This is a genomic window from Bifidobacterium sp. WCA-178-WT-4B (genome assembly GCF_009696495.1).
GTDB classification, from domain to species: domain Bacteria; phylum Actinomycetota; class Actinomycetes; order Actinomycetales; family Bifidobacteriaceae; genus Bifidobacterium; species Bifidobacterium infantis.
In genome coordinates this window covers 26,090-46,590 of record NZ_VULV01000009.1, presented here as the reverse complement: position 1 = coordinate 46,590, position 20,501 = coordinate 26,090, and the positions used below count along the sequence as shown (strand labels likewise).

Genomic DNA, 20,501 nt, shown 5'->3' with positions numbered 1-20,501 from the left:
GCTACAAAATAATGCTGATGTATTACTCAAGGAAACTAATGCAATTAACTAATGAAGTTACATAGTGTTTGTTAACATTATTCAAAGGAGACAATGATGTCTAAGCATGAAAATGATATCCGCCTCACGTCTTGCGATAAGGGAAAGCGTCAAATGGCAAGTGCGGCAGTTGCTCTTGCGGCAGTGTTCGTCACTCCTTTTGTTGTTCCACTTGTCGCTTCTCTAATGGTAGTGCTAGGAATTGGAAGCGCAGCAGCCACCGCAATTGTCGCTGTAGCTTGGCTTGGATCTGCTGCGGTGGGAATGATCTTCCCCGCGGCGGCGCCACTCACTTCTGCCATTCAATCCATGATTGGCATCTTGGGAACATCAGGTGCCGCAGCATGGTGATTTATTAATTAGATATTATGGCCTTTCAGGAAAGGAATAATGTGGGATTCCTGAAGTTGCTCTTTATTAAGACGTGTTGTATCCTAATGATTTCCTTAATGGCGTTTCTGGGTGGTGGACTTTTGGCCAGACTACGTCCGTACCCTTTGAGCAAGGCCATAATTCCAAACGTGTATCTTAATGAACTGCTGTGGAATAATACTAAAGTATGGCTAACACTATTATTAGGGGGATTTCTTTTTTCTATTCCTACAACTATCGTATTGGTTATTAACTATGGCATCTTTGGTTGGAGTGCGGCTCAGTATTTGTTCCAAGGCTTTGGTAATAAATTATTAACAGCGGTTATTCCGCATCTTTTCTTTGAATGTTTTTCCTTGATTACTGCTGCAGGCATTGCACTAACTATTACACATTATGAATTATGTTTCTTACAAAACAGTCAGAAACGAAATGTTGATACAGGTAATGTCGTTTTATTGACCCTGTCAATGGCTTTTATTTCATGGATTTCGCTTGTCCTTGCTGCAATTATAGAAACATACGTATCTCATATTTAAGGAGCATCATGATTCGCCTTTCGGTCTGGTTTGAGTCCTTGAAGTGGCGTATTTCCAACGGGCGTCGCCATACTTTGAACTGGTGGTATCTGGTATTGGCCGGCGTGCTGATCGTGTGGCTTGGTGTGGCAGAGGCCGTGGCGTTGCCTGCGTATGGCAGGTACGCGCATGAGGTGTTCTCGAATTTGCTGGCAGGGGTGCCGTCCACGCCGCCCGCGGTCGTGCAGGTGACGGTGTTCCAATGGTCGTGTTCGGCGGTCTGGCTGGTGTTGGCGTATCGGCAGTGGGCTCGCCGCCAGTTCAAATGGATGATTGTGTTGATGGTGTGCAGCCTGCTGTATATGCCATTTGTGGTTTATCTGATGCATGAGGTGGTGGATCAGCGCAGAGGAGTCGTTCGGTTGGAGGAAAAGCCTCCGGAACCGAGTATTGTCGCTGACGATGAAATGATCGGAGATGAGCTAGGGCAGATAGATTCCAGTATCGCGGCATCAGTAAACGCCGGCGATCCGGTATCTCATCGCGGCAAGACTCGCCATGGACGCCACTGTTGAGGTTCGCGGCCTGGTCAAGCGGTATGCGTCCGGGCCGACGATAGGCCCGATCGATTTCGAGGCGCAGCCGGGTCAGGTGGTGGCGGTGGCCGGGTCGAATGGTGCGGGAAAGTCCACCACGCTGCGCATGACGCTTGGCCTGTCCGCTCCCAGCCGGGGACATGCGCTGGTCATGGGCCGCCCGTACGGGCAGTTGGAGCGACCGGGTCTGCAGGTGGGCGTGTTTCTGGGCGGCCGGTTGGGCGATGAGTCGATGACGGGCCGTGAGTATCTGACGTTCATGGCCGGCATGATGGAATTGCCCAACGTGCGCCGCCGCGTGCGCCGCGTGCTGCGCGACTGCGGTTTGGAGCGTTGGCCGAAGACACGGATCAAGGGGTATTCCACGGGTATGCGGCAACGGCTGGGCGTGGCCGGCGCGATCATCGCCGACGCGCCGGTTCTCGTGTTGGACGAGCCGTTCAACGGATTGGACATCGCCGGCAGACTCTGGCTGCACGACTCGATGCGCCAATGGTCCGCCGCCGGCAAGACCGTCATTCTCGCGGCCCATGAGATCGACGAACTGCAGCGCATCGCCACCCACGTGCTGATCATCATGCACGGCAGGCAGATGGCCTGTGGGCCGCTCGAACAGGTCATCGCCGGCAACGGCGGCAAGTCCGGGACCGTGTTCCGGTTCGCGCCCGATGTGGATGAGACTCGAAAGGCCATGGTCATCGGCGATCTGGCCCGGCTTGGTGCCGACATTCACCTCTCGGATGACGGCTCCTATCTGGCACGACAGACGGACGAGGCCGCCGTGTTCGCCATTGCGGCGAGGCATGACGCCACACTGGTCCGTCTGGACCATGCCGAGCCGACATTACGTGACGTGATGACCGGCATGATCCGGCAAACCCCGGAAAAGGAACACGCATCATGAACAGGACGGGACGATGCATACGCCGTTTGACGCTGCTCATGCGCTATGCGGTCTGTCGGCCGGCACCGCTGACGGCATGGTTCGGACTGCCGGTGGCGTTCATCTTGTTCACCGCACTGACCAGCGTCTCCGTGCGGCTCATGCTCTCCACTGATTCCAAACTCGACGGCCTGGCCACGCTGGCGGGCATGGGGCCGAGCATCGCCGGCGCCGTCATGCCCATGACCGAGCCCGTGGCGATCATCGCCGCGCTGCTCGCCATCCGCATCCTGACCAACACGGCCACCGCCGTGCCGTTGTTCCTGATCGAGCCGAAACGGACGCGACTGTTCCTGGCCCTGTGCACCGACATCGCCCTAATCGGCATTATCGCGGCGACGCTCGGCGCGCTTGCTGCGACCGAGGTCTCTCGACTCATCCTCAATCCCGTCGTGCCCGAACAGGCATGGCCCGCGCCGCTGTCCACGGCATTGCTGCTGTGCCTGCCCGTGGCATTGATACTCGCCGGACGAATGTTGGTCGCCGCCGCGTTATGCGTGACCCTCGACTCGGCGGGCAAAGGCGCGGCCGCCTACATAGCCCTGTATTATCTCCTGCCCATCGTCGTGACCAATCTGCAGGCACCCCAAACGTTGCACGAATGGCTGCCCTCCATAGCCGGCACCGCCATACTGGAACCCAAACCAGGCATCAGCCCGATGCTCAGCGGCGCGATTGCCCTCGCGTATGCCATGACCGCAATCGGCATCGCCTGCATCGCCCAAAAGCAGAGAGATATCAGATGATCAATCTTTGTGGAATTTGTCGAGAAGCTATTGTAAGCAGCCGCGGTGGCTGCTTCCCGTCAGTGGGAATAACGTAGCATCGTCGATGCACAGTGACGTGCTCGGTAAACATATTGATGTCATTGATACAGGAACTTCAATAATGTCATGATTGGAATCATTAGTGAAATCTCTGGCCATCCAGAGCTTCCTGTGGCTCGCAATCGATAGCGCAGGAGCCGGCCCCCATGATGCACAGGGAATCCGGCTCCTACTTCCATTTCCTCCTCAGAGGCTGGCTTATCTCATACTATATCGTTCACCAACGACCAGTGATATCTGATTCGTTTCGGGAAGAGTCAGCTTGTGCGAAGATCCACGGTCCGAAAATCCAAGGATGCGACCATCGGGCTGAAATCCATCGTACCGTTGCGTGTATCCCCGAGTGCGCCAAGGACCTGATCCGGGATCCATAGACGAGCGTCCTCATTGCCGGGCTTGAAATCTACACGCAACGTCTCGATGATGTGTCGGCTGCGAATCCCCCTGGCAAAGTCGAGATCCCTGTCGTCCTGATGGGATTCGCGCGCCTCCAAGACAAGACGGTTCACCCCATACTCGTATTCCAAGACGGGCAGCAGCAGTTCCAGACATTTTCTCCTGGCCCGCTCCGAACTCACCGACCCGTCGAGTGGTATGGCCGCCACCACGATGTGCGACAATGCGAGTCGTTCGATAATCGGTATGGATTTGCGTTTCTCCGAAGGTGTCATGTCGCGCCAGTGAAGTTTGGGCACGTGTCTTTTGGTGACCGTGGTCAGCATCCGATGTACATCAACTTCCTCCAGATTGCAGATGCAGACACCCATGTAGTATGCGGGAACGTCTTGTCCCTGCGTTCTGACGCTTTCATCGCCCCAAGCGACTAGATTACTCATTGGCTTTCACCTCCGTCATGTCTCTTCTTCTGCGGGACGAGTTCAGCGATTCCCGATCGAACGGCGGTAGCACCGTGTAGGTGTTCACCTTGGAGAACCCTGTGGGGCTCAATGGCGTGGAAATACTTTCTGATATTCTGCTGACCAACCCGCGTTCGACCAACTCATGCAGCCCTCTTTCGGCTGTGTCAGCCGACCACCCGTACCATTCGGGCATGCGCTCAGAAGGTAGCCGGCAGTAGGATTTCTCTCCCAGTACAACCAGTAGCATGGCCAATGCGGGAAGACTGATTTCCTCGTCGAGACCGGTGCGCCAGAACTCATATGACAGGCGCAGAAACCGTTGCCGAGGCCTCTGATAGGGTCCGCCAGACCCATCCTGGGACAGAAGACGCACCTTGACCTCGCGGCCGGAGCCTGATCGTTCCCGCTTGATTAGTTTCCGTTGCTGCAGGCGGGAGAGTATCTTCGTGGCTGCAGCTTTTCCTGAATCGATTCCGGCATGCTGAAAGCATCCGAACGCCCTTGCCCAGGTCTGCAATGGCAGTGTGGTGTACCATTCCCCGTTCTCATCGCTGCTGCTGGTCGATGCCGCTATCAGCAGATACGCCTTGAGACCGCGCAAATCTCCGTTCCTGATGAACCGGGCAAGCACGCTGTTGCGCTCTTCGTTGCCACGTGGAAGCTGCACGAAGGATTTGTCAATCGGCACGAATGACCGTTTCGAGCGGGCAAGGAGTGTCTCTACGGTCTCACGCCAGTCAATCTGATTATCATTCATATGCTACCTTTCGCATGAACATCATCACCATTGCCCGCAATGCTACCATGCAAGCCGAAGAGAGCGAATGTTTCATCATTGCAGATGACGTACACTACAGCGGGTATATGTATATATCTCTCTAATATCTATTTTGTCATATCTATGCCATTGCCTGACATGTCCTATGCCAGCTTCCATGGAAAACGCATCCGACACCCCGTGCTGTCGCGTCGAGCGATGTACTACAGCAGAAATATCCGACATTTTCACCGGTCTGCACATCAGGATTTGCGACGCTATCCCATTCCTCACCTACGAACAAGACGAACCAGCCCCCTACAGCGAACATATCCGCTCCTCATCTCTGCTCAAAACGTAATTCGTCCGGGAAGATCGGGGAATCCCCCTGATTCGTATCCCACGACGGCTTGTGCTGTGGCGGGAATCCGTTCCCGGATTGGCCGGGTTCGCCGGCATCCGCATCGCCCGCATGCGGTTGCGCGCCCCCATGGTCCGGGGCACCCGTACTTGGTGAGGGGCGTTGTCCGGCGGCGTCCGCCTCCGTTTTCCTTTGCATCGACTCGTTGACCCGTCGCATGGCGTCGGTGAGCCTTTCGGCGGCCTGTTCCAGTGTGGAGGGGTTATTGTTCTCGTGCGCCGTGTGTCGGGCGTGGTCGAGTTCGGCTCCGAGATCGATGCGTGGCCGGGCGTCGTCGGTCCTGTCCGCGGAATCCTTGTAGAGCGTGTCGGCCTGTTCGATGACCTGGTTCAGTTTCTCCCGCGCGTCGGCGAGCTGCTTGCGTTCGCGTGAGGCTTTGGCCTTGCCGACGGCGTCGCGCAGGTCCTTGGTGCGGGCCTGGATTTGGCCGTTCGTTTTTTCCATGGACGTCCGCCGGTGGTCGAGCTGGTTCGTCGTCATGTCCGGATCGCAGGCGGCCGGCGGTTCCGGGAGCCGGTATCGCGTGATCGCGGCGACCAGTTCCAGGGTCTTGGGATCCTGCACATCCCCGTCGCCGAGTCTCAGGTATGGTTCGGCCTGTTCCAATACCTTGCCCCAGTCCGTTCGTATCGTGTCCGACTGCTTGATTGCTTGATTGCATGACGTGAGCGCCGCCTGATGGTCCCGGATGCTCATCATCGCAGCCAGACCCGCGGCCGACCCGATGATGACGGCCAATGTAAGCGTGATGCCGATGATGCGGACAAGGGGGATGCGTCGGCGTACGGGGACCTCGTCCGATTCCCCGGGCGCCATTTCCTCCGGTGTGATGGCGTCGTCGGCTGTCTGGCCACCGGTTTCCCTGGGTTTCGGGGCTGTTGTCGGTTCCTCCCGCCTATGCGTGACGGGCGTGTGTGTCTTGGTCTTCTCGTTTCGCGTGGCTCGTGCCGGCCTGTCGTCGAGAACGGGTGCGATGGGCCGGAACCGGCGTCCGGGTCTCGTTCCGGCTGGTGGTTCCGGCGGCGCTCCGGCCGTTCCCGGGTCCTCGATGGCGTGCGCGGCCCATTGGTCGAGTTCCGGCCATGTGCCGGGATGGTCGTGGATCTGGGTAAGAAGGTCCCAGTTGCCGGGGTCGCTCATGAGGTCGGAAAGTTCGTAAGGATCGAGCCTGGGATTGATGCGGCGCATGTTTCCTTCTTTTCCGTCGGGGTCAGTGTATGTAGGTGATGTTGGGATTGTTGGCCTGTTCCTTGGTGAGGGTCCTGAGCCATGCGTACGGGATGCCTCCGCCGGATTCGCTGATGACGATGCTGCCGTTGTCTTTGATTTCCTCGACGATGGCGACGTGCCCGTAGTCGGTGCTTGCGCCGAGATAGCCTTTGGTGAAGCTGGCCACGTCGCCGAGCTGTATGTCGCCGCCGGTCGGGTATCCGAGTTTCCGGGCGCTTGACGCCCACATCCAGCCGTCACCCATGTAGCCGTCCACTGGTTTGCCGATCTGCAGTCGGCGGGCGGCCGCCCACCATGTGCATTGGCCGGTCGCATAGGTGGTGATCCTGCCCACGGGCGTGCCGGTCGCCGCCACGTCCACATTCAACGTGCCGGGCTGCATGGCCAACGGCGGCGCGAGCTTGCCGATGGTTCGTCCTGCCGTGGCCGAACAGCCGCCTCCCATGTCGATCGCCGGTCTGACGTTGTCGAGGTACCGTTTGGTGATGCTTGGGATATCCGGGTATTTCATGAGGTTGCCTTCGCCGGCGTTGTGGGCGATGACCAGTGCCGTCAGATCGTCGAGCTTGGCGAATGGCATGTCCGGGTGCGCGGCCTTGAGCTGTTTGACGCCTTCCAGACGGTTTTTCAGGTACATGCCGCCGTAATGGGCGTGGACCATGGGGTCGGTGATGCCTTCGGGTGGTGTCTGGTCGGCGCCGTCGGGATGTACGCCGCGCCATACGCTCCTGTTCATCTGCAGCAGGCCCCATGTGCCGCCGTTGCTGTCGTCGGCGTACGCATCCGGCCGGAAACCCGATTCCTGTTCCATGAGCGCCGCGATGAAATCCGCGCCCAACCCGCTCGACCGGGCCGCCTCGCTTACCCAGGGCTTCGCCTCGTCAGGGACCTCGATCACGCCGGCCTCGCAGCCTCCGCCGTCTCCGGCGGCGACGGTGGGGATGAACCACAGCAACAGGCTGACGATCATCAGCACGGCCACCGCGCCCAGCAGGATCGGGACGCCGACCGTGGCCGACGCCGCTGCGGTGATGCCGGCCTTCACCGCCATCGCCGTCCGTGCGACCATCCGTATGGCCTGCCGTGCGGCCTGGGTCGAGGCCTTGGCGGCGGATCTGGCCCTCCGGCCGCCCGATCGCGCGGCCTTGCCGGAACGACGCGCGCGCCTGGCATGGGCCGAGACCCTCCTCCCCGCCGCGACGCGCGCCATGGTGCCGCCCGTCGCGCTCTTCCTGCGCGGGACGCCGTTCAGGCCTTCGCCGATCCGGCCGGCGACTGCCGTCGGCTGCGGATTGTTTTCTTCGCTGTCCTCCTCCTGTGCCGGTTGCGATTCGAGCACGGACCATGCCATATCGATGCCGCGTTCCGCAGCATCGATGGGCGTCGTGCCGTTCGGATGCGGGGCTTCGGGGCCACCGTTGCGGTTCATGGCCCGTGGGCGTTTCGGTCCGGCCGGCCCGTGGGCAGAGGAGATCCCGTTGATGTGCCGAACCCGCAGTCCGGGAATCCTTCCGTTCGGCCGTATGAGATTGCGCGTGGCCCGGAATGAGCTGGGGGCGAGGGGTCTCATGCGGGTTTCCGATCCTCGAATTTCGTGGTGTACAGCCGGTAGAGCAGGCTGTCGGTGTCGATGCGCCCGTCGAATGGTATGAACGCGGTGCCGCTTTTGGCCATGCCCTGGCCGGGCTGCACGCCGGTGAAGAACGCCCGCTGCTCGTCGGACAGCTTCAGCAGTTCGCACAGGGCGTCAGCATCCGTGGCGGTCTGGTTCAGCAGCAGGAGGAAGTCGCTGTTCGCGAGCATCAGCCTCGCGTCCTGGTTGGCCAGCAGCTCCTCGATGTTCTGCGTGATGCCGGTGGGGGTCAAGCCCCATTTGCGGGCGCGCTTGTACAGGCGCAGGAAGTATTCGGCCGCGTACCGGTTCGAGAACAGCAGGTGGAACTCGTCCACCCACAGCCAGGTGCGCCGGCCGAGACGTCGGTTCCTGACGACCCGGTTCCATATCTGGTCCAAGACGACGAGCATGCCGAACGTGCGCAGCTCCGCCCCCAGTCCGGAGACGTCATAGACGAGGAACCGGCTGGACGTGTCCACGTCGGTGGCATGGGAGAAGGCGTTCAGGCTGCCGGTCGCGTAGATCTCCAACGCGCGCGCCGCGTCACGGCCCCCCGGCTCGCCCAGAGCGGCGAGGCGGTCGTGCAGGGTGGCGAGCGTGGGCATGCCCAGTTCGGGATGCTCCCTCACCTCGCGGTACATGCCGATGACCGTGCGGTCGATCAGGCTGCGCTGCATGCGGTCGATGCCGTCCTGTCCGCCGATCAGCACGCCGAGCATGTTCAGCACGCTCGCGCATTTCGACCGTATCGGGTCGCCTTCGGAATCGTCTTCATATTCGATGTCCAGCGCGTTGATGTGCGCGCGCGACGATTCCCCAATCTCGACTCGTTCGCCGCCGAGACCGTCGCACAACGGCGTGAACTCATGCTCCGGGTCGATGACGATCAGATCGTCGTCCGGCCGGGTCAGATAGATCTGGGTGATCTCGTTCTTCGCCGCCTGGCTCTTGCCCGACCCGGTCGTGCCCAGGATGAACCCGTTGCCGTTCATGCCTTTCGTGCGGTCGATGACCACGGGATTGCCGGTGCGCGCGTTCGCTCCATGGAACACGCCTCCCGGCTCGAACAGCTCCTGCGACGTGAACGGCACCAGAATCGCCGCGCTCGACGTGGTCAGCGTGCGGCGCATCGGCGGCAGGGGATTGCCCAATGGCAGCACGGCGTTCAACCCCTCCACCTGCATGTAGGCCAAGGTCTCGGCCACGCACGACTGCCCATCGATCGCGGCCGTCACGTCACGGACCGTCTGGTCCAGTTGCTCACGACTGTCCGCCGACACGTCCACGATCATGAGGGAATCCACCAGACGGTCGCCGTTATGCTCCAGATCATCGCGCAGCTCGCCCGCCTGGCTCATGGATTCCTGAAGATCATGAGGCAGCATGTCTTCGGGCAGATGCTGTTTGCGGTTCTTGCGCCGCTCGTCGATGGCCTGCATGTCCATCTCGGCGATCGTCCGGTTCACGAGCTTCAGCCCCTCGGCCTTGCCCCGCGGGGACAGATGGATGCCGACCGTGATATCCGCCTTGATGTCCGTGATGGACGACACCAGCTGGTCGCTCAGGTAATCCGGGAAATCCCGCACCAGAAGACACTGGTGCCATACTTCCGTGGTGCCCGAGCTCAACCGGAGCCGCCGGCGGTCCGACACGTCCACGGCGAACGGGGCCACGTAATCCTTCGTGGACATGCCATGCGATTTCAGGAAGCCGTCCTCGTCGAACATGAACCGCGTGCCGCGACGCAGCATCCCGTGCAGCACCTCCAGCCGGGACCGGCGGTCCAGGCGCACGCCGACGCAGCCGCCCACCGACCGCAGTTGCGCCGTGGCACGCAGCACGGCGCGGTTCAGCAGCGTGACCGCACGTTCCCCGTCCCGCTCGCGCAGCGTCAGCGTCAGATACTTGTCCGTCACCGCGCCCTGCGAACGGCCGGCGAGACGCCGGCGCACATTGCGGTTGAAGTCCCCGCGCAACCCATCCAGCATGTCGCCCCGTAGGGGCATGGCGATGCTGCGCGTCACCTCCTCGGGATCCAGCATGCGTGTGGCGACCGTGATCTGGACACCCATGTTCTCGCCGACCGAGTTCAGGAAACGTCCCCACCGGTCCACGACGTCCAGCTGCTGGTCCTGGGTCGCGACCTGATAGTTGATGTCGCTGATCCGCAGCGACACGCTCCACCGGTCGCCGCCCAGATACGCGATCCCGTTGGACAGCATCGAATCATAGCCAAGCAGCTCCTTCGACGAACGAGGTATGCGACGATTCCCGGAGCGCCGGTTTCCGGCCTTTCCATGTCGCTTGTCGTTGCCTTTGACCGCTTTGCTGCCGTTGATGTCAGACATGACGACGTGCCTTCCTTCCTCCGATTCGTCTACGGGTCTTCTCCTTCAACGACGGTTTGCCGGGGAATCTCGCGGGAACATGGGGTTCGAGCGGATACACCTTCGGGCCGAAACGTTGGCGCAGCATGTATCCCAGATACCGTTCCGGCTTCAGTCCCTTCGGACGCCACCAGCCCCACAGCGCGAACGGCAGACACACCACGAACAGCAGATACGAGCCTAGGTCCGTCAGCCCCAACGACCAGAACAACGCCGCCTCCCCGCCGCCCAGGACGAGCATGCACGCGGCGGCCGCCAGTTGACGCCAGCCCAGCCCCCACATCACCTTCGCCTCGACATTGGCGATCTCCTTATACACGCGCATCTGCAACATGAAAGAATCCTTTCCGATTGGCCCCGGTTCCGATGCGGCTATTCGCCGCCTGCTATGGCGCGGCTGACACGCTGGCTCACCGCGATCACGAAGAACAGCAGGATGCCCGCCATCATGAGATTGCCGAAATTGCCCGTCACCCACGACACCATGCCCTTGTCCGCGGAATCCGGGATCCTCACGGCATCGACCACGATCCGCTGATAGAACACCAGACAGACGAACACGCACACCGCATTCACCGACGTACGCGCATACGACTTGAAGAAACCCACGCCGATCGGCTTGGTATCCTCATGCACCAGAAACGCGAACGGCAACGACTGAAACGCCGTCAACGCATACAACTCGATGAACCGCACATACAGCACCACCGTGAACACCACCGACGCCAACTGGGACAACAACCACGGGATCACCAGCAGAAAGAACAACGCCGCCTGCCCCATCACACCTGCATCACGGATCTGGTCGCGCATCAGATCGCCCAACTGGCCACCCTCGCCCGCCACCTCAAAGGACATCTGCGAGGACACGCCCTGCATAAGGAACTGCGTGACCCGGTTGAACATGCCGATGAACAGACCGGCGTTCTGCACGGCGATGAACACCAACGCGATCTTGAACATGGTGCCGGCCACGATCTTCGCACCCAGATCGCGATCCGCTTCAATGCGCGTCGAGTTGCGCGCCAGCTCCAACGTGAACATGACCGCGAGCACCACCGATGTCAGAGGCTTGACGGCGACTCCATGCACGTTCACCGCCAACTGGTAAAGAGCGGGATTCCATGTCTCCGGCGCCTGGGACAACAGCCCGGCCGTGATCGAACCGGCACCTCCGCCGCCGATCATGTTGAGCATGGCTACGATGAAGTCCTCCATGGCAGGCCCCGAATCAGCTCAGCCCAGAGCCACCGCGTTGAAAATCTGCGCGGCCGCGATGATCATGCCTCCACCCACGATCTGCCACAGTCCAGACTGCGTCTGCGGCCCATTATGATCCTTCAGGCCGCCGCCGAATGTGACGGCGCCCCACACCAGCCACAGCCCACCGCCGATGGTGGCGAACCTGACGAACAACTGAAGCACCTGATTCAACAAATCCACGACGGCCTCCTCTGATGACGATCAAGGAGCCCGACAGGCAACGGTCTCCGTTGACACCCATCGTCAGGGAAAGCCGGCGGAATAGCGGCGGACAAGAATGGTCTCGTTGTCCTTTATGTGCGGTGAGACCGTTTTGATCAGGACGAATAAAGAAGGAGGCGAGCAAAGCTCGCCTCCTCGATTCATAGAGTCAAATTCAGCGGAACCAGACCTGAGCGTGATAGCTGGTCGAGTACCCGTCATCGGCGTATGCGCGGCTGGACTGCAGAGTCCACACGGTGCTTGCTACGCGCCTACCATGCTGCGCATAGGAGCGACCTTGGGTTCCTCCGTTGGTCCAAGTCTGGGCCAAGGCATAGTCCGTGCCGGCATGGAGAGCGTAGGTTCCGGCCGCGTTAGCGGCAGGAACGGTGAAAGCCATCACGGCTGCCGCAGCTGCGGCGACGGCTCCGACTTTGCCCAGCAGACCGATTTTGCTTTTGGCGGTGGTGTTCATGGGAGTTCCTTCCTCCTTGGGTTGTCCAACCTTTCCGGTTGGTGCTCCCATAATATGCATTGACTGACTAGTCAGTCAACAAGAATCGTTGATTCTTGCCATACGATTCCCTTATAGCCTGTTATCAGAGAGTTCAGCCGCTTTGCTCAGACCGGTTAGGGACAGATAGAAATCAAGAGCCTGACGGAGCTGCTGCTTATTCTTCCATCGATCGGACCTTATGACGGCGATGTACATATCGATTAGGGCTCCTGCCTTAATGCTGTCATGGGCGTCGTTGAGCTGCCCAAACAAGACTAGTTCAAGTGCTTCCTCCCACTTCATGTGCCCCGCGTTCTCCGCTCGGGCTTTTTCTTCATGCAGCAGCAATCCGGAACGTATTCGCGCATCTTCATAGTGCATGTCAGCAATCGCGGCGAGAATCCGAGCGAAATCGCTTCTGCCGCTACATTGGGACACTTTTGCGCACAGGCGCTCATCGCACCATTGGATAAGCGTATCCCGTAATGCTTCCTTCGTGTGAAAATGGAACAGCACTGTGCCACGCGTCAAACCAAGTCGGTCAGCGACGCCCTGCAATGTGGTCTTCGCATATCCCTGTGTTTCAAATTCGAGAGCCGCGGCTTCGAGCAGGGCTTCGCGCGTTCTACGTCTCCGTTCCGCACTATTCATCGATATCCTCGCATTCATTGACTAATCAGTCAGTATGAGTAAGGATATCTTATCGTGAATAAATCATCTAATGGGCATGCCGATATGTCGATTTAGCATGATTCCGGCGCGGAATACATCGGCTGTGGGACGGCTGATGTTGAGGCTGGCGCCGATGGCGTCTGTGCAGGCTTTGGTGATGGATAGTCCGAGGCCGTGGCCAGGTTGGTTGGCCATGCGGGTTGCGTCTCCTCGGTGGAATGGTTGGATGAGGTCGGCCGTGGCTTCGGGGTGGTCCGGCTGTTTTGTGGTGTTGGTGATGCTGATGGTGACGTGCTGCTTGTCGTCGTGGATGGTGCAGGTGATGGCGCCGTGGTCGGTGTTGTGGATGATGGCGTTGCGTATCAGGTTGTCCACAGCGAGCGAGAGGTAGCGCGGGTTCGTCTCGATGAAGGGGCCGTGGTATGCGGCGAGTCCGTCGGCGTCGATGCGCAGGTGACGTGCCTGTGCCTGTTCGCGGTGGGTTTCGAGCGTGTCGCGTACGATGCGGGCGGGGTCCACGGTTTCCGTGCTGGTGTCGGGCACGGTCTGGATGCGGGAGAGTTCGAGCAGACTGTTGATGAGTTCACTGCTTTTGCGGTTCGCTTCGATGGCGTGGCTGATGGCTGGTTTGACGTCCTCGGGGAACCGGTCCTGGGCCATGAGCGCTTCGAGGCTGGTGCCGATGGTCGTGATCGGTGTTTTCAGTTCGTGGCTGGCGTTGCGGATGAACGATCGTTGCAGTTCGTTGGATTGCTCGATGCGGTCGAGCATCGTGTTGAGCGTGTCGGCTAGGCCGGCGGTCTCGGCGTCGGGATGATCGAGGCTGATGCGCCCGGCGGGATGGTCGGGGTCGAGTTGGCCGGTCTGGCGGCTGATGGAGTCGAGGTGTGCGGTGAGTTTGCCCGACAGGTTCCAGACGAGGAGCACGGCCAGGAGCGCGGATACGGCGAACACGGCGAGCGATCCGTAGCGCATCCATTGCACGACGCCGTCCCTGACGGTGAGCACCACGCCCTCCGTGCCGGTCTGCCCGGCGGTCGGAGAGAGAATGGCACCGGTCACGTCGCAGGGATCCGCGTTACATGAGTCGGCCGTGCCGGGAACCCCGTCCTGGGGCGTGGCAGGTTCCGTCGTGATGGTGTTCTGGTTGCTGCCTGTGGAGATGGTGTCCACCTGATGCTGGAACGCCCAGTCGAGCGAGATGTTCTGTACGAGGATCACGGCGAGGAGCATGCCGAGCAGGAGCAGTCCGACGGTGACGGCGAGGCGGATGCGGAAGCTGGCGGGTTTGCGCGGGCGCGCGGCGTGCCCGGCCGGCCGGTTGGTCGTGTCGGTGTCGGTCATGGTATGCGGTATCCCTCTCCGCGCGACGAGGCGATGAGCGAGGGGTCGGGCAGTTTGCGTCGTAGCGAGTAGACGGCGGTCTTGACGAGGTCGGGCTGGTCGTGCGCCTCGGACGGCCACAGGGATTCGAGAAGGGCGCGGGTGTTGATCCACCCGCCGTCGGCGCGCAGCAGTTCCTCCAGGAGCGAGTATTCGCGGGGTGCGAGGTCGAGAGGCCGGCCGTCCGCGTAGGCGAGCCGTCTCACGGTATCGACGGACAGCCGTCCCCGTGAGATCACGGTGGGCGCGTCGTCGGCGTCGCCTCGGCGCAGGAGCGCGCGGATGCGGGCGAGGAGTTCGGGGTAGGCGAACGGTTTGGGCAGGTAGTCGTCGGCTCCGAGGTCAAGGCCGTGCACGCGGTCCTCGATGCTGCCGGCCGCGGTGAGCATGAGCGTGCGTACGGGGATGCGCAGCCTGTCCGCGGTGCGCATGACCTCGTCTCCGGAGAGCACGGGCAGATCACGGTCGAGGAGCATCACGTCGTATTCCCCCCGTGAGAGCAGGTCCAGCGCCTCGACGCCGGTGCCTGCCAGTCCGGTCGCGTACCCCTCGTGCCTGAGACAGTCGTCCAGCACGGCCGACAAGTCGGCGTCGTCCTCGACGATCAGGATCCTCGCCATATTTCGTTGCCTCCGATTCCGATTCATGGCCTTCATGCGATTGCCTTCGCGTTCTCCATTGTGCTCGGCGTGGGTGTGCGTTAGGTGAGCGCGACACGCACCCATCGCTCACGGAGAGCCGGCTGTAATGGGCATCGTCCGGCAACCGCCGGGCCAAAGCATCGCCCCGGCAGCGGCGAACCCATGCAAGGGAGGAACACATGCGAACCACATCCGTATTCAGACTGTCGGCGGCCGCGGCGCTGGCCGCCGCGCTGGCCGCGCCATTGTCGGCATGCGGCCAACAGCAGTCGTCGCAGTCATCCGGCGCGCCCTCCGCGACGACGTCGCAGGACGCGGCACCGAAGACCGACAGCCAGGGCGGCGACGCGCCGCAGGGATCGAACCCGGCCTCGAAACAGGCCGCCGAACGATACCGCGACTGTCTCACGGCGGCGGGAGTGCCCGCGCAGATCATGGACGGCAACTGGGTCGTGCTCCAATGGACCGGCGACGGCTCCGGCTCGGTGTCCTCGGGGTCCACGGACGGTGACCGGGACAAGGCCATCAAGGAATGCCAAGCCAAGGTGCCCGACTACCACGATCCCGACTTCAACACCAAGTAAACAGACCGCACCAGCCGATGGAAGGGGAAACCACCATGACCACCAGCACATCATCCATCCTCCGCCAAGAAACGCTGCGCAGGGCCGCCGCGCTGCTGTCCTGCATGGGACTGCTCGTCTCGCTGACGGCATGCTCAACGCCCTGGAACCAGAACACGGCCGACGACGCGCAGACATCCGGCACCAGAATCGCGCCGAGCATGAGCGCCCTGTTCGACCAGTACCTCGCCAAGGACACACTCAGCCAGTTCGAGCGCGACGTGCTCCAACGGGCCAAGAAGACCGGCAAGATCAGCGCCGAGGACTACGAGACCGCGCACGACAAACAGACCGCGTGCATGGCCGAGAACGGGTGGCAGGAACAGACCCGCAAACTGTCCAACGGACTCTACCAGACCACCGGTGTGACGCCGGTGCCATCGACCGACGCCGAAGTGAACAAGTACATGGAGGCATCCAACACCTGCTCCGAGGGTACCAGCAAGATCATCGAATCCCTCTACCAGCTCCAGCAGGGCAACCCGGGCCTCCTGGCCGACCCGTACGAGACCGCCGTGGAATGCCTGAAGAAAAGCAGCCTCGTCGATGACGCCTACACCGGACGCAAACTCGAAAACGCGTTGAACGGGGACGGAGCGTCCAAAGGACTGCCGTTCGACGCCTCGTCGGACGCCGCCCAGTCATGCTTCACCGGAGCCGGCCTTGCCGTCAACATCGGCTGACGAACAAGCATCCGACGAAAGGAAACGACCACATGAAAACACGAATCCTGACCCCGCTGATCCTGACCGGCCTGGGGATGCTGTCCGCGGGCGTGCTCGTCACCGCGCTCGTCATCCCCACGCCCACACCCGACGGACTGTCCGCGGCCACGAGCCCCGACACCGTCACGGCCAGCCGCCAGCAGTTCGACGACGAACGGACCGTCGAGGCCTCGTTCGAGACCAGCGCGGAACAATCGCTCACCTCGCGCGCCGCCGGCACCGTCAGCGAAACCCTGTGCATGCCCGGCCAAGCGGTCGAATCCGGCAAACGACTGCTGTCCGTGGACGGCAAACCCGTCATCGCCCTGCACACCGACACGCCCCTCTACCGCGAGATCGGCACCGGCGACACCGGGCCCGACGTGCTCGCCCTGCAACAGGAACTCGCCCGCCTCGGCTACAACGCCGAAGGCAACGGCACCTACGGGTGGCGCACCAAGGACGGCGTCAACCAGCTGCTCTCGCAGGCCGGCGATCGCAACCCCGACGGCAGGATCGGACCGACCGACGTGGCATGGCTGCCCCAGACCACCGCCACACCAACCCAATGCACGGCCGGACTGAACACCAACCTGACGGACGGTGCCGAAATCATGAAGACCGGCGGCCAACTGACGGCCATCACCTTCCCCACGCCGGCGAACCTGAGAGAAGGCAAACGCACGTTCACGCTCTTCGGCGTCAAGACCAGCCTCGACAAGACCGACGGCAGGATCAGCGACCAGAAATTCCTCGACCAGATCCAGGCCAGCGACGGCTACAAGACCACCCTCGCCGACCAAGGCGGCAAGAAACCAACCGCCACCCTCGCGCTCGAACAACCCATCGACGCGATCAAGGTCCCGCCCTCCGCCATCACCGGCCAGAACGGCACCCGCGCCTGTGTCTCGCCCGACGGCAAACAGGCTATCCCCGTCACCGTCATCGGCTCCGCCCTCGGCGCCACGCTCATCCAACCCGAACAAGCCGACGCGACAATCGGCAAAGTCGCCCTCGGCCACAAACTCGACGACATCCAATGCCCCGCCGCAATGCAGCACTGACACAAGGAGGACGCGCATGAGCACCAGCATCCTGCCCCTCGAAACGGTCGCGGACCCCGTGCCGACACGGCCAATCGACTCCGCGCGGCCCGCGGCCGGCGGAATACCGTCGGTCACGGGCGAGCACGTGGGCCACCGGTTCGCGGACGGCCCCTGGCTGTTCCGCGACCTTGACTTCACCCTCACGACCGGCGAGGCCGTCGGCCTGTGCGGGCCGTCCGGCTCTGGCAAATCCACCCTCCTGTCCATCATCGCCGGCTTCGAGCCGCCCGCCGAAGGAACCATCCGACGCAGCCGGGTCAACCGCGTGCGCTGGGTGTTCCAGAACCCCCACGGCATGCCACGGCGCACCGCCATCGACCACGTCGTCCAACCACTCCTCGGCCAGGGCATCGACCGCACGCAGGCCGAAGACGAAGCCATCGCCATCATGAGCACGTTCCACCTGACCAAAGTCGCCGCACGCGAGTTCCGGGAACTATCCGGAGGCGAAGCACAGCGTCTCATGCTCGCCCGTGCCATCGCCAGCAAACCCGACCTCCTCCTCGTGGACGAACCCACCGCCCAACTCGACCAGCGCACCGCCAACGACATCGATTCCACCCTCACCGGACTCGCGCAAGGCGACGCGATCGTCGTCATAGCCACCCACGACCCCAACACCCGGGCCGCGTGCACCCGCGTCATCGACCTCGCGTGGCACAATCCGAACCCCAACATCGACACCAAGGACGACACACGATGAAACCGACCGCCATCCTGTCCGAAGTATGGCGCAACGTCGCCACCGGCACTACACGTGCCCTCGCCTGCGCCGGCATCCTCACCCTCATCGCAGCAGGAACCGCCGTATTCGACCTGACCGCCATTACTTCCCTCCAACACGAATCACGGCAATGGGCCACCAGCGCCGCCGCCATCCACATCATCTCCGGCAGCAAGCAGATCGACCCGACCACCTGCGCAAACCTCACCCAAACCACCGGCACCACAGGCGGCCCCACCACGAATCCCATCCAAGCGGCCGGTGCGCTCAAAAGCAACGGGGAAATCACCCTGACCGCCATGCCCGCGGCCCCACTGGACGCCTGGCAGGCGACACCGGGACTCGCTAACGTGCTCGGCGTTGGAGCAAGAGAGCAAACCCAACCCGGCGTATGGATCTCCAGCCAACTCGCCGCCACCCTCCACGCGCGCGAAGGAGACGACCTGCCCACAACCCAGGGCACCATGCACATCAGCGCGGTCTTCCCCTGGGCCGACGACAGCCGCGACCAACGACTCGCCTACGCGATCATCACCCCCACACCCATCAACGCCGGCCAGCAATGGGACGAATGCTGGGCCACCATCAACCCCGCAAACCCCGACGCCGAAGACCTGCTCAACACCACCGCGACCGCCATACCCGGAGCCGCGCCCGCCACCCAAACCAAACAAGCCAACACCATGCTCGGCACCAACCCCGACCTCGACACCCGCTACCGGCAGCGAACCACCCGCAGCATGCTCGCCATCACCCCCATCGCCGCGTTCGCCATCGCCATCATGGCCACGCGCGCGCGACGCATCGAAATAGCCGACGACCTGCACATGGGCATGCCCCGCCAAGGCATCCTCGCCACCAACGCGCTCGAAACCCTCGCATGGACCCTGCCCGCCATCCTCACCGCCACCGCCATCACCTACACCACGGCACGCTGGACCAGCGGACACGCCAACGCACTCACCCTGACCACCATCCAGCTTCCCGCACTCACCGCAGCCCTCATCGCCGCGCAAATCGGAGCTGCCATCGCCATCACCGCCATACACGACAACCAACTCTTCGTCTTCTTCAAAAACAGACAATGAGCATGAGGGGTGCCAGTTCAGACTGCCATAAGCCTTGATTAAAGGGCGAGCATGTTTTTCAATGACACGCCCGCCCTCTATGCATTGCCCCTTTGTCGGGACGCTTGAAGTTTATCAGTTGTAGGTCATTTCCTGAGTAGGAGAATCCGTCATCTTGCAAATCCCGGGTTATGCTGTAGTAAAACCTTTACTAAAGTTTGCGGGGAGGATGTCATGGCCACGCTCAAGGAGGTCGCGGAACGGGCCGGGGTGTCACAGAGCACGGTGTCGCGCTTGCTGAACGACCCATCGTTCTCCATCAAGGAGGAGACGCGACGGCGCGTGCTGCGCGTATGCGAGGAGCTGGGATACCGCAACGTGTTCCGTCCCGCGATTGCTGTGCTGGACGCTCCTCCATCCGGGGAGAAGCTGCAGGACGCATACTTCTCCGATCTGCGGAAGGTTCTTGCGGAGTGTGCGGAGTCGATGGAATTGGACCAGCCCACGTTCATCCGGTCCATACGCGAGCTGACGGAACGCGCGGCGGAGTTCGATGGGTTCATCACCGTGGATGCCACGGTGTTTCCTGAAGCGGACCTGCGCGCCCTGCATGCGGCACTCCCGCATGGCGTGTGCATCGACACGAATCCGGCACCGCACCTGTTCGACTCCGTACGGCCCGATCTGTCGCAGACGATGTTGGACGCCCTGGACGCGATGATTGCGGCGGGCCGTAGACGCATCGCGTTTCTCGGCGGCGTGGGCAGCATCATGGGCACACATGACTATCCCGAGGACATCCGCACGTTCAAGACCTGCGCCTACTACCTGCCGCTCGCCGGCATCGTCGCCAGCCTCGTCGTCTTCCTCCTGACCGTCAAGATCGACGAGAACATGCACGACCACATCGTCGAACAGCTCGAAGCGCGCCTCGCCTCCGAGGAAACCGACAAGCAGTAAGAAATCCAACTACAAACAAAAAGACCTTGGGTGGGTTGTCATCTATAGATGACAACCCACCCACCACTCAAGTCGTTCGAATCGTAACTGCGCAAT

The 20,501-nt window shown here is 61.6% G+C and carries 23 protein-coding genes; 11 read left to right on the top strand and 12 right to left on the bottom strand.

The genetic code is table 11. The features are described from left to right. Positions 1–93: 93 nt before the first annotated feature. The 5 genes from FYJ31_RS07495 to FYJ31_RS07475 are packed head-to-tail and all read left to right on the top strand — an operon-like array spanning position 94 to position 3,214. Positions 94–390: a hypothetical protein gene (locus FYJ31_RS07495; protein WP_041982380.1), complete on the top strand. Its 297-nt coding sequence runs from the start codon at positions 94–96 to the stop codon at positions 388–390. A 41-nt stretch (positions 391–431) separates the two neighbouring features. Continuing rightward, complete coding sequence (locus FYJ31_RS07490; protein ID WP_162859280.1) at positions 432–950, top strand: stage II sporulation protein M; 519 nt, start codon at positions 432–434, stop codon at positions 948–950. Positions 951–958: 8 nt separating this feature from the next. Then, on the top strand, positions 959–1,504 hold the full coding sequence (locus FYJ31_RS07485; RefSeq protein ID WP_012576897.1) for a hypothetical protein: 546 nt from the start codon (positions 959–961) through the stop codon (positions 1,502–1,504). Then, the gene (locus tag FYJ31_RS07480) at positions 1,488–2,429 is read left to right on the top strand and encodes an ABC transporter ATP-binding protein (RefSeq protein WP_154536395.1); all 942 of its coding nucleotides are present in this window, start codon (positions 1,488–1,490) and stop codon (positions 2,427–2,429) included. The genes FYJ31_RS07485 and FYJ31_RS07480 overlap by 17 nt, the downstream gene beginning before the upstream one ends. Continuing rightward, complete coding sequence (locus tag FYJ31_RS07475) at positions 2,426–3,214, top strand: hypothetical protein (RefSeq protein WP_154536394.1); 789 nt, start codon at positions 2,426–2,428, stop codon at positions 3,212–3,214. The genes FYJ31_RS07480 and FYJ31_RS07475 overlap by 4 nt, the downstream gene beginning before the upstream one ends. 338 nt (positions 3,215–3,552) lie before the next feature. Here the strand turns inward: FYJ31_RS07475 and FYJ31_RS07470 are convergent, their stop codons facing one another. The 12 genes from FYJ31_RS07470 to FYJ31_RS07415 form a co-directional block, all read right to left on the bottom strand. Next, positions 3,553–4,131 (bottom strand): hypothetical protein, encoded by a 579-nt coding sequence (locus tag FYJ31_RS07470; RefSeq protein WP_012472176.1) that lies wholly within the window; start codon positions 4,129–4,131, stop codon positions 3,553–3,555. Continuing rightward, a complete protein-coding gene (locus tag FYJ31_RS07465; protein ID WP_012472177.1) occupies positions 4,124–4,912 on the bottom strand; it encodes a hypothetical protein in 789 nt (262 codons plus the stop codon). Before FYJ31_RS07465 ends, FYJ31_RS07470 begins: the two co-directional genes overlap by 8 nt. A gap of 340 nt (positions 4,913–5,252) precedes the next feature. Further along, the gene (locus tag FYJ31_RS07460; RefSeq protein ID WP_143882496.1) at positions 5,253–6,521 is read right to left on the bottom strand and encodes a molecular chaperone; all 1,269 of its coding nucleotides are present in this window, start codon (positions 6,519–6,521) and stop codon (positions 5,253–5,255) included. Between the two features lie 22 nt (positions 6,522–6,543). Next, on the bottom strand, positions 6,544–7,992 hold the full coding sequence (locus FYJ31_RS07455; protein WP_010081567.1) for a CHAP domain-containing protein: 1,449 nt from the start codon (positions 7,990–7,992) through the stop codon (positions 6,544–6,546). 137 nt (positions 7,993–8,129) lie between these two features. Next, entirely contained in the window at positions 8,130–10,526 is a 2,397-nt protein-coding gene (locus tag FYJ31_RS07450) for a VirB4-like conjugal transfer ATPase, CD1110 family (RefSeq protein ID WP_143882497.1), read from the bottom strand. Then, on the bottom strand, positions 10,519–10,899 hold the full coding sequence (locus tag FYJ31_RS07445) for a PrgI family protein (protein WP_010081570.1): 381 nt from the start codon (positions 10,897–10,899) through the stop codon (positions 10,519–10,521). Before FYJ31_RS07445 ends, FYJ31_RS07450 begins: the two co-directional genes overlap by 8 nt. Positions 10,900–10,937: 38 nt before the next feature. Next, positions 10,938–11,783: a hypothetical protein gene (locus FYJ31_RS07440; protein WP_025263186.1), complete on the bottom strand. Its 846-nt coding sequence runs from the start codon at positions 11,781–11,783 to the stop codon at positions 10,938–10,940. Positions 11,784–11,801: 18 nt separating this feature from the next. After that, positions 11,802–12,008, bottom strand: a complete 207-nt coding sequence (locus FYJ31_RS07435; RefSeq protein ID WP_025263185.1) for a hypothetical protein — start codon at positions 12,006–12,008, stop codon at positions 11,802–11,804. Between the two features lie 196 nt (positions 12,009–12,204). Then, a complete protein-coding gene (locus tag FYJ31_RS07430; protein WP_014484614.1) occupies positions 12,205–12,504 on the bottom strand; it encodes a hypothetical protein in 300 nt (99 codons plus the stop codon). A 111-nt stretch (positions 12,505–12,615) separates the two neighbouring features. Next, the gene (locus FYJ31_RS07425) at positions 12,616–13,176 is read right to left on the bottom strand and encodes a TetR/AcrR family transcriptional regulator (RefSeq protein WP_025263184.1); all 561 of its coding nucleotides are present in this window, start codon (positions 13,174–13,176) and stop codon (positions 12,616–12,618) included. A 63-nt stretch (positions 13,177–13,239) separates the two neighbouring features. Continuing rightward, a complete protein-coding gene (locus tag FYJ31_RS07420) occupies positions 13,240–14,541 on the bottom strand; it encodes a sensor histidine kinase (protein ID WP_154536393.1) in 1,302 nt (433 codons plus the stop codon). Further along, a complete protein-coding gene (locus FYJ31_RS07415; protein WP_012576918.1) occupies positions 14,538–15,200 on the bottom strand; it encodes a response regulator transcription factor in 663 nt (220 codons plus the stop codon). The genes FYJ31_RS07420 and FYJ31_RS07415 overlap by 4 nt, the downstream gene beginning before the upstream one ends. Positions 15,201–15,400: 200 nt before the next feature. Here FYJ31_RS07415 and FYJ31_RS07410 point away from each other — a divergent pair, with 200 nt between their 5' ends. The 6 genes from FYJ31_RS07410 (at position 15,401) to FYJ31_RS07385 (ending at position 20,405) form a co-directional block, all read left to right on the top strand. Further along, on the top strand, positions 15,401–15,805 hold the full coding sequence (locus tag FYJ31_RS07410) for a hypothetical protein (RefSeq protein ID WP_012576919.1): 405 nt from the start codon (positions 15,401–15,403) through the stop codon (positions 15,803–15,805). A gap of 35 nt (positions 15,806–15,840) precedes the next feature. Further along, positions 15,841–16,527: a hypothetical protein gene (locus FYJ31_RS07405; RefSeq protein ID WP_012576920.1), complete on the top strand. Its 687-nt coding sequence runs from the start codon at positions 15,841–15,843 to the stop codon at positions 16,525–16,527. Between the two features lie 32 nt (positions 16,528–16,559). Continuing rightward, complete coding sequence (locus FYJ31_RS07400; protein WP_012576921.1) at positions 16,560–17,612, top strand: peptidoglycan-binding domain-containing protein; 1,053 nt, start codon at positions 16,560–16,562, stop codon at positions 17,610–17,612. Positions 17,613–17,628: 16 nt separating this feature from the next. Next, positions 17,629–18,357: an ATP-binding cassette domain-containing protein gene (locus FYJ31_RS07395; RefSeq protein ID WP_012576922.1), complete on the top strand. Its 729-nt coding sequence runs from the start codon at positions 17,629–17,631 to the stop codon at positions 18,355–18,357. After that, entirely contained in the window at positions 18,354–19,466 is a 1,113-nt protein-coding gene (locus tag FYJ31_RS07390; RefSeq protein ID WP_154536392.1) for a hypothetical protein, read from the top strand. Before FYJ31_RS07395 ends, FYJ31_RS07390 begins: the two co-directional genes overlap by 4 nt. A gap of 213 nt (positions 19,467–19,679) precedes the next feature. Continuing rightward, entirely contained in the window at positions 19,680–20,405 is a 726-nt protein-coding gene (locus tag FYJ31_RS07385; protein WP_143882498.1) for a LacI family DNA-binding transcriptional regulator, read from the top strand. The last annotated feature ends 96 nt before the right edge of the window (positions 20,406–20,501 follow it).

Coding starts and splice junctions, on each gene's coding strand:
- FYJ31_RS07495 (WP_041982380.1), top strand. CDS start 94: ATGATGTCTAAGCATGAAAATGATATCCGCCTCACGTCTTGCGATAAG.
- FYJ31_RS07485 (WP_012576897.1), top strand. CDS start 959: ATGATTCGCCTTTCGGTCTGGTTTGAGTCCTTGAAGTGGCGTATTTCC.
- FYJ31_RS07480 (WP_154536395.1), top strand. CDS start 1,488: ATGGACGCCACTGTTGAGGTTCGCGGCCTGGTCAAGCGGTATGCGTCC.
- FYJ31_RS07475 (WP_154536394.1), top strand. CDS start 2,426: ATGAACAGGACGGGACGATGCATACGCCGTTTGACGCTGCTCATGCGC.
- FYJ31_RS07470 (WP_012472176.1), bottom strand. CDS start 4,131: ATGAGTAATCTAGTCGCTTGGGGCGATGAAAGCGTCAGAACGCAGGGA.
- FYJ31_RS07465 (WP_012472177.1), bottom strand. CDS start 4,912: ATGAATGATAATCAGATTGACTGGCGTGAGACCGTAGAGACACTCCTT.
- FYJ31_RS07460 (WP_143882496.1), bottom strand. CDS start 6,521: ATGCGCCGCATCAATCCCAGGCTCGATCCTTACGAACTTTCCGACCTC.
- FYJ31_RS07455 (WP_010081567.1), bottom strand. CDS start 7,992: ATGAACCGCAACGGTGGCCCCGAAGCCCCGCATCCGAACGGCACGACG.
- FYJ31_RS07450 (WP_143882497.1), bottom strand. CDS start 10,526: ATGTCTGACATCAACGGCAGCAAAGCGGTCAAAGGCAACGACAAGCGA.
- FYJ31_RS07445 (WP_010081570.1), bottom strand. CDS start 10,899: ATGTTGCAGATGCGCGTGTATAAGGAGATCGCCAATGTCGAGGCGAAG.
- FYJ31_RS07440 (WP_025263186.1), bottom strand. CDS start 11,783: ATGGAGGACTTCATCGTAGCCATGCTCAACATGATCGGCGGCGGAGGT.
- FYJ31_RS07430 (WP_014484614.1), bottom strand. CDS start 12,504: ATGAACACCACCGCCAAAAGCAAAATCGGTCTGCTGGGCAAAGTCGGA.
- FYJ31_RS07425 (WP_025263184.1), bottom strand. CDS start 13,176: ATGAATAGTGCGGAACGGAGACGTAGAACGCGCGAAGCCCTGCTCGAA.
- FYJ31_RS07420 (WP_154536393.1), bottom strand. CDS start 14,541: ATGACCGACACCGACACGACCAACCGGCCGGCCGGGCACGCCGCGCGC.
- FYJ31_RS07415 (WP_012576918.1), bottom strand. CDS start 15,200: ATGGCGAGGATCCTGATCGTCGAGGACGACGCCGACTTGTCGGCCGTG.
- FYJ31_RS07410 (WP_012576919.1), top strand. CDS start 15,401: ATGCGAACCACATCCGTATTCAGACTGTCGGCGGCCGCGGCGCTGGCC.
- FYJ31_RS07405 (WP_012576920.1), top strand. CDS start 15,841: ATGACCACCAGCACATCATCCATCCTCCGCCAAGAAACGCTGCGCAGG.
- FYJ31_RS07400 (WP_012576921.1), top strand. CDS start 16,560: ATGAAAACACGAATCCTGACCCCGCTGATCCTGACCGGCCTGGGGATG.
- FYJ31_RS07395 (WP_012576922.1), top strand. CDS start 17,629: ATGAGCACCAGCATCCTGCCCCTCGAAACGGTCGCGGACCCCGTGCCG.
- FYJ31_RS07390 (WP_154536392.1), top strand. CDS start 18,354: ATGAAACCGACCGCCATCCTGTCCGAAGTATGGCGCAACGTCGCCACC.
- FYJ31_RS07385 (WP_143882498.1), top strand. CDS start 19,680: ATGGCCACGCTCAAGGAGGTCGCGGAACGGGCCGGGGTGTCACAGAGC.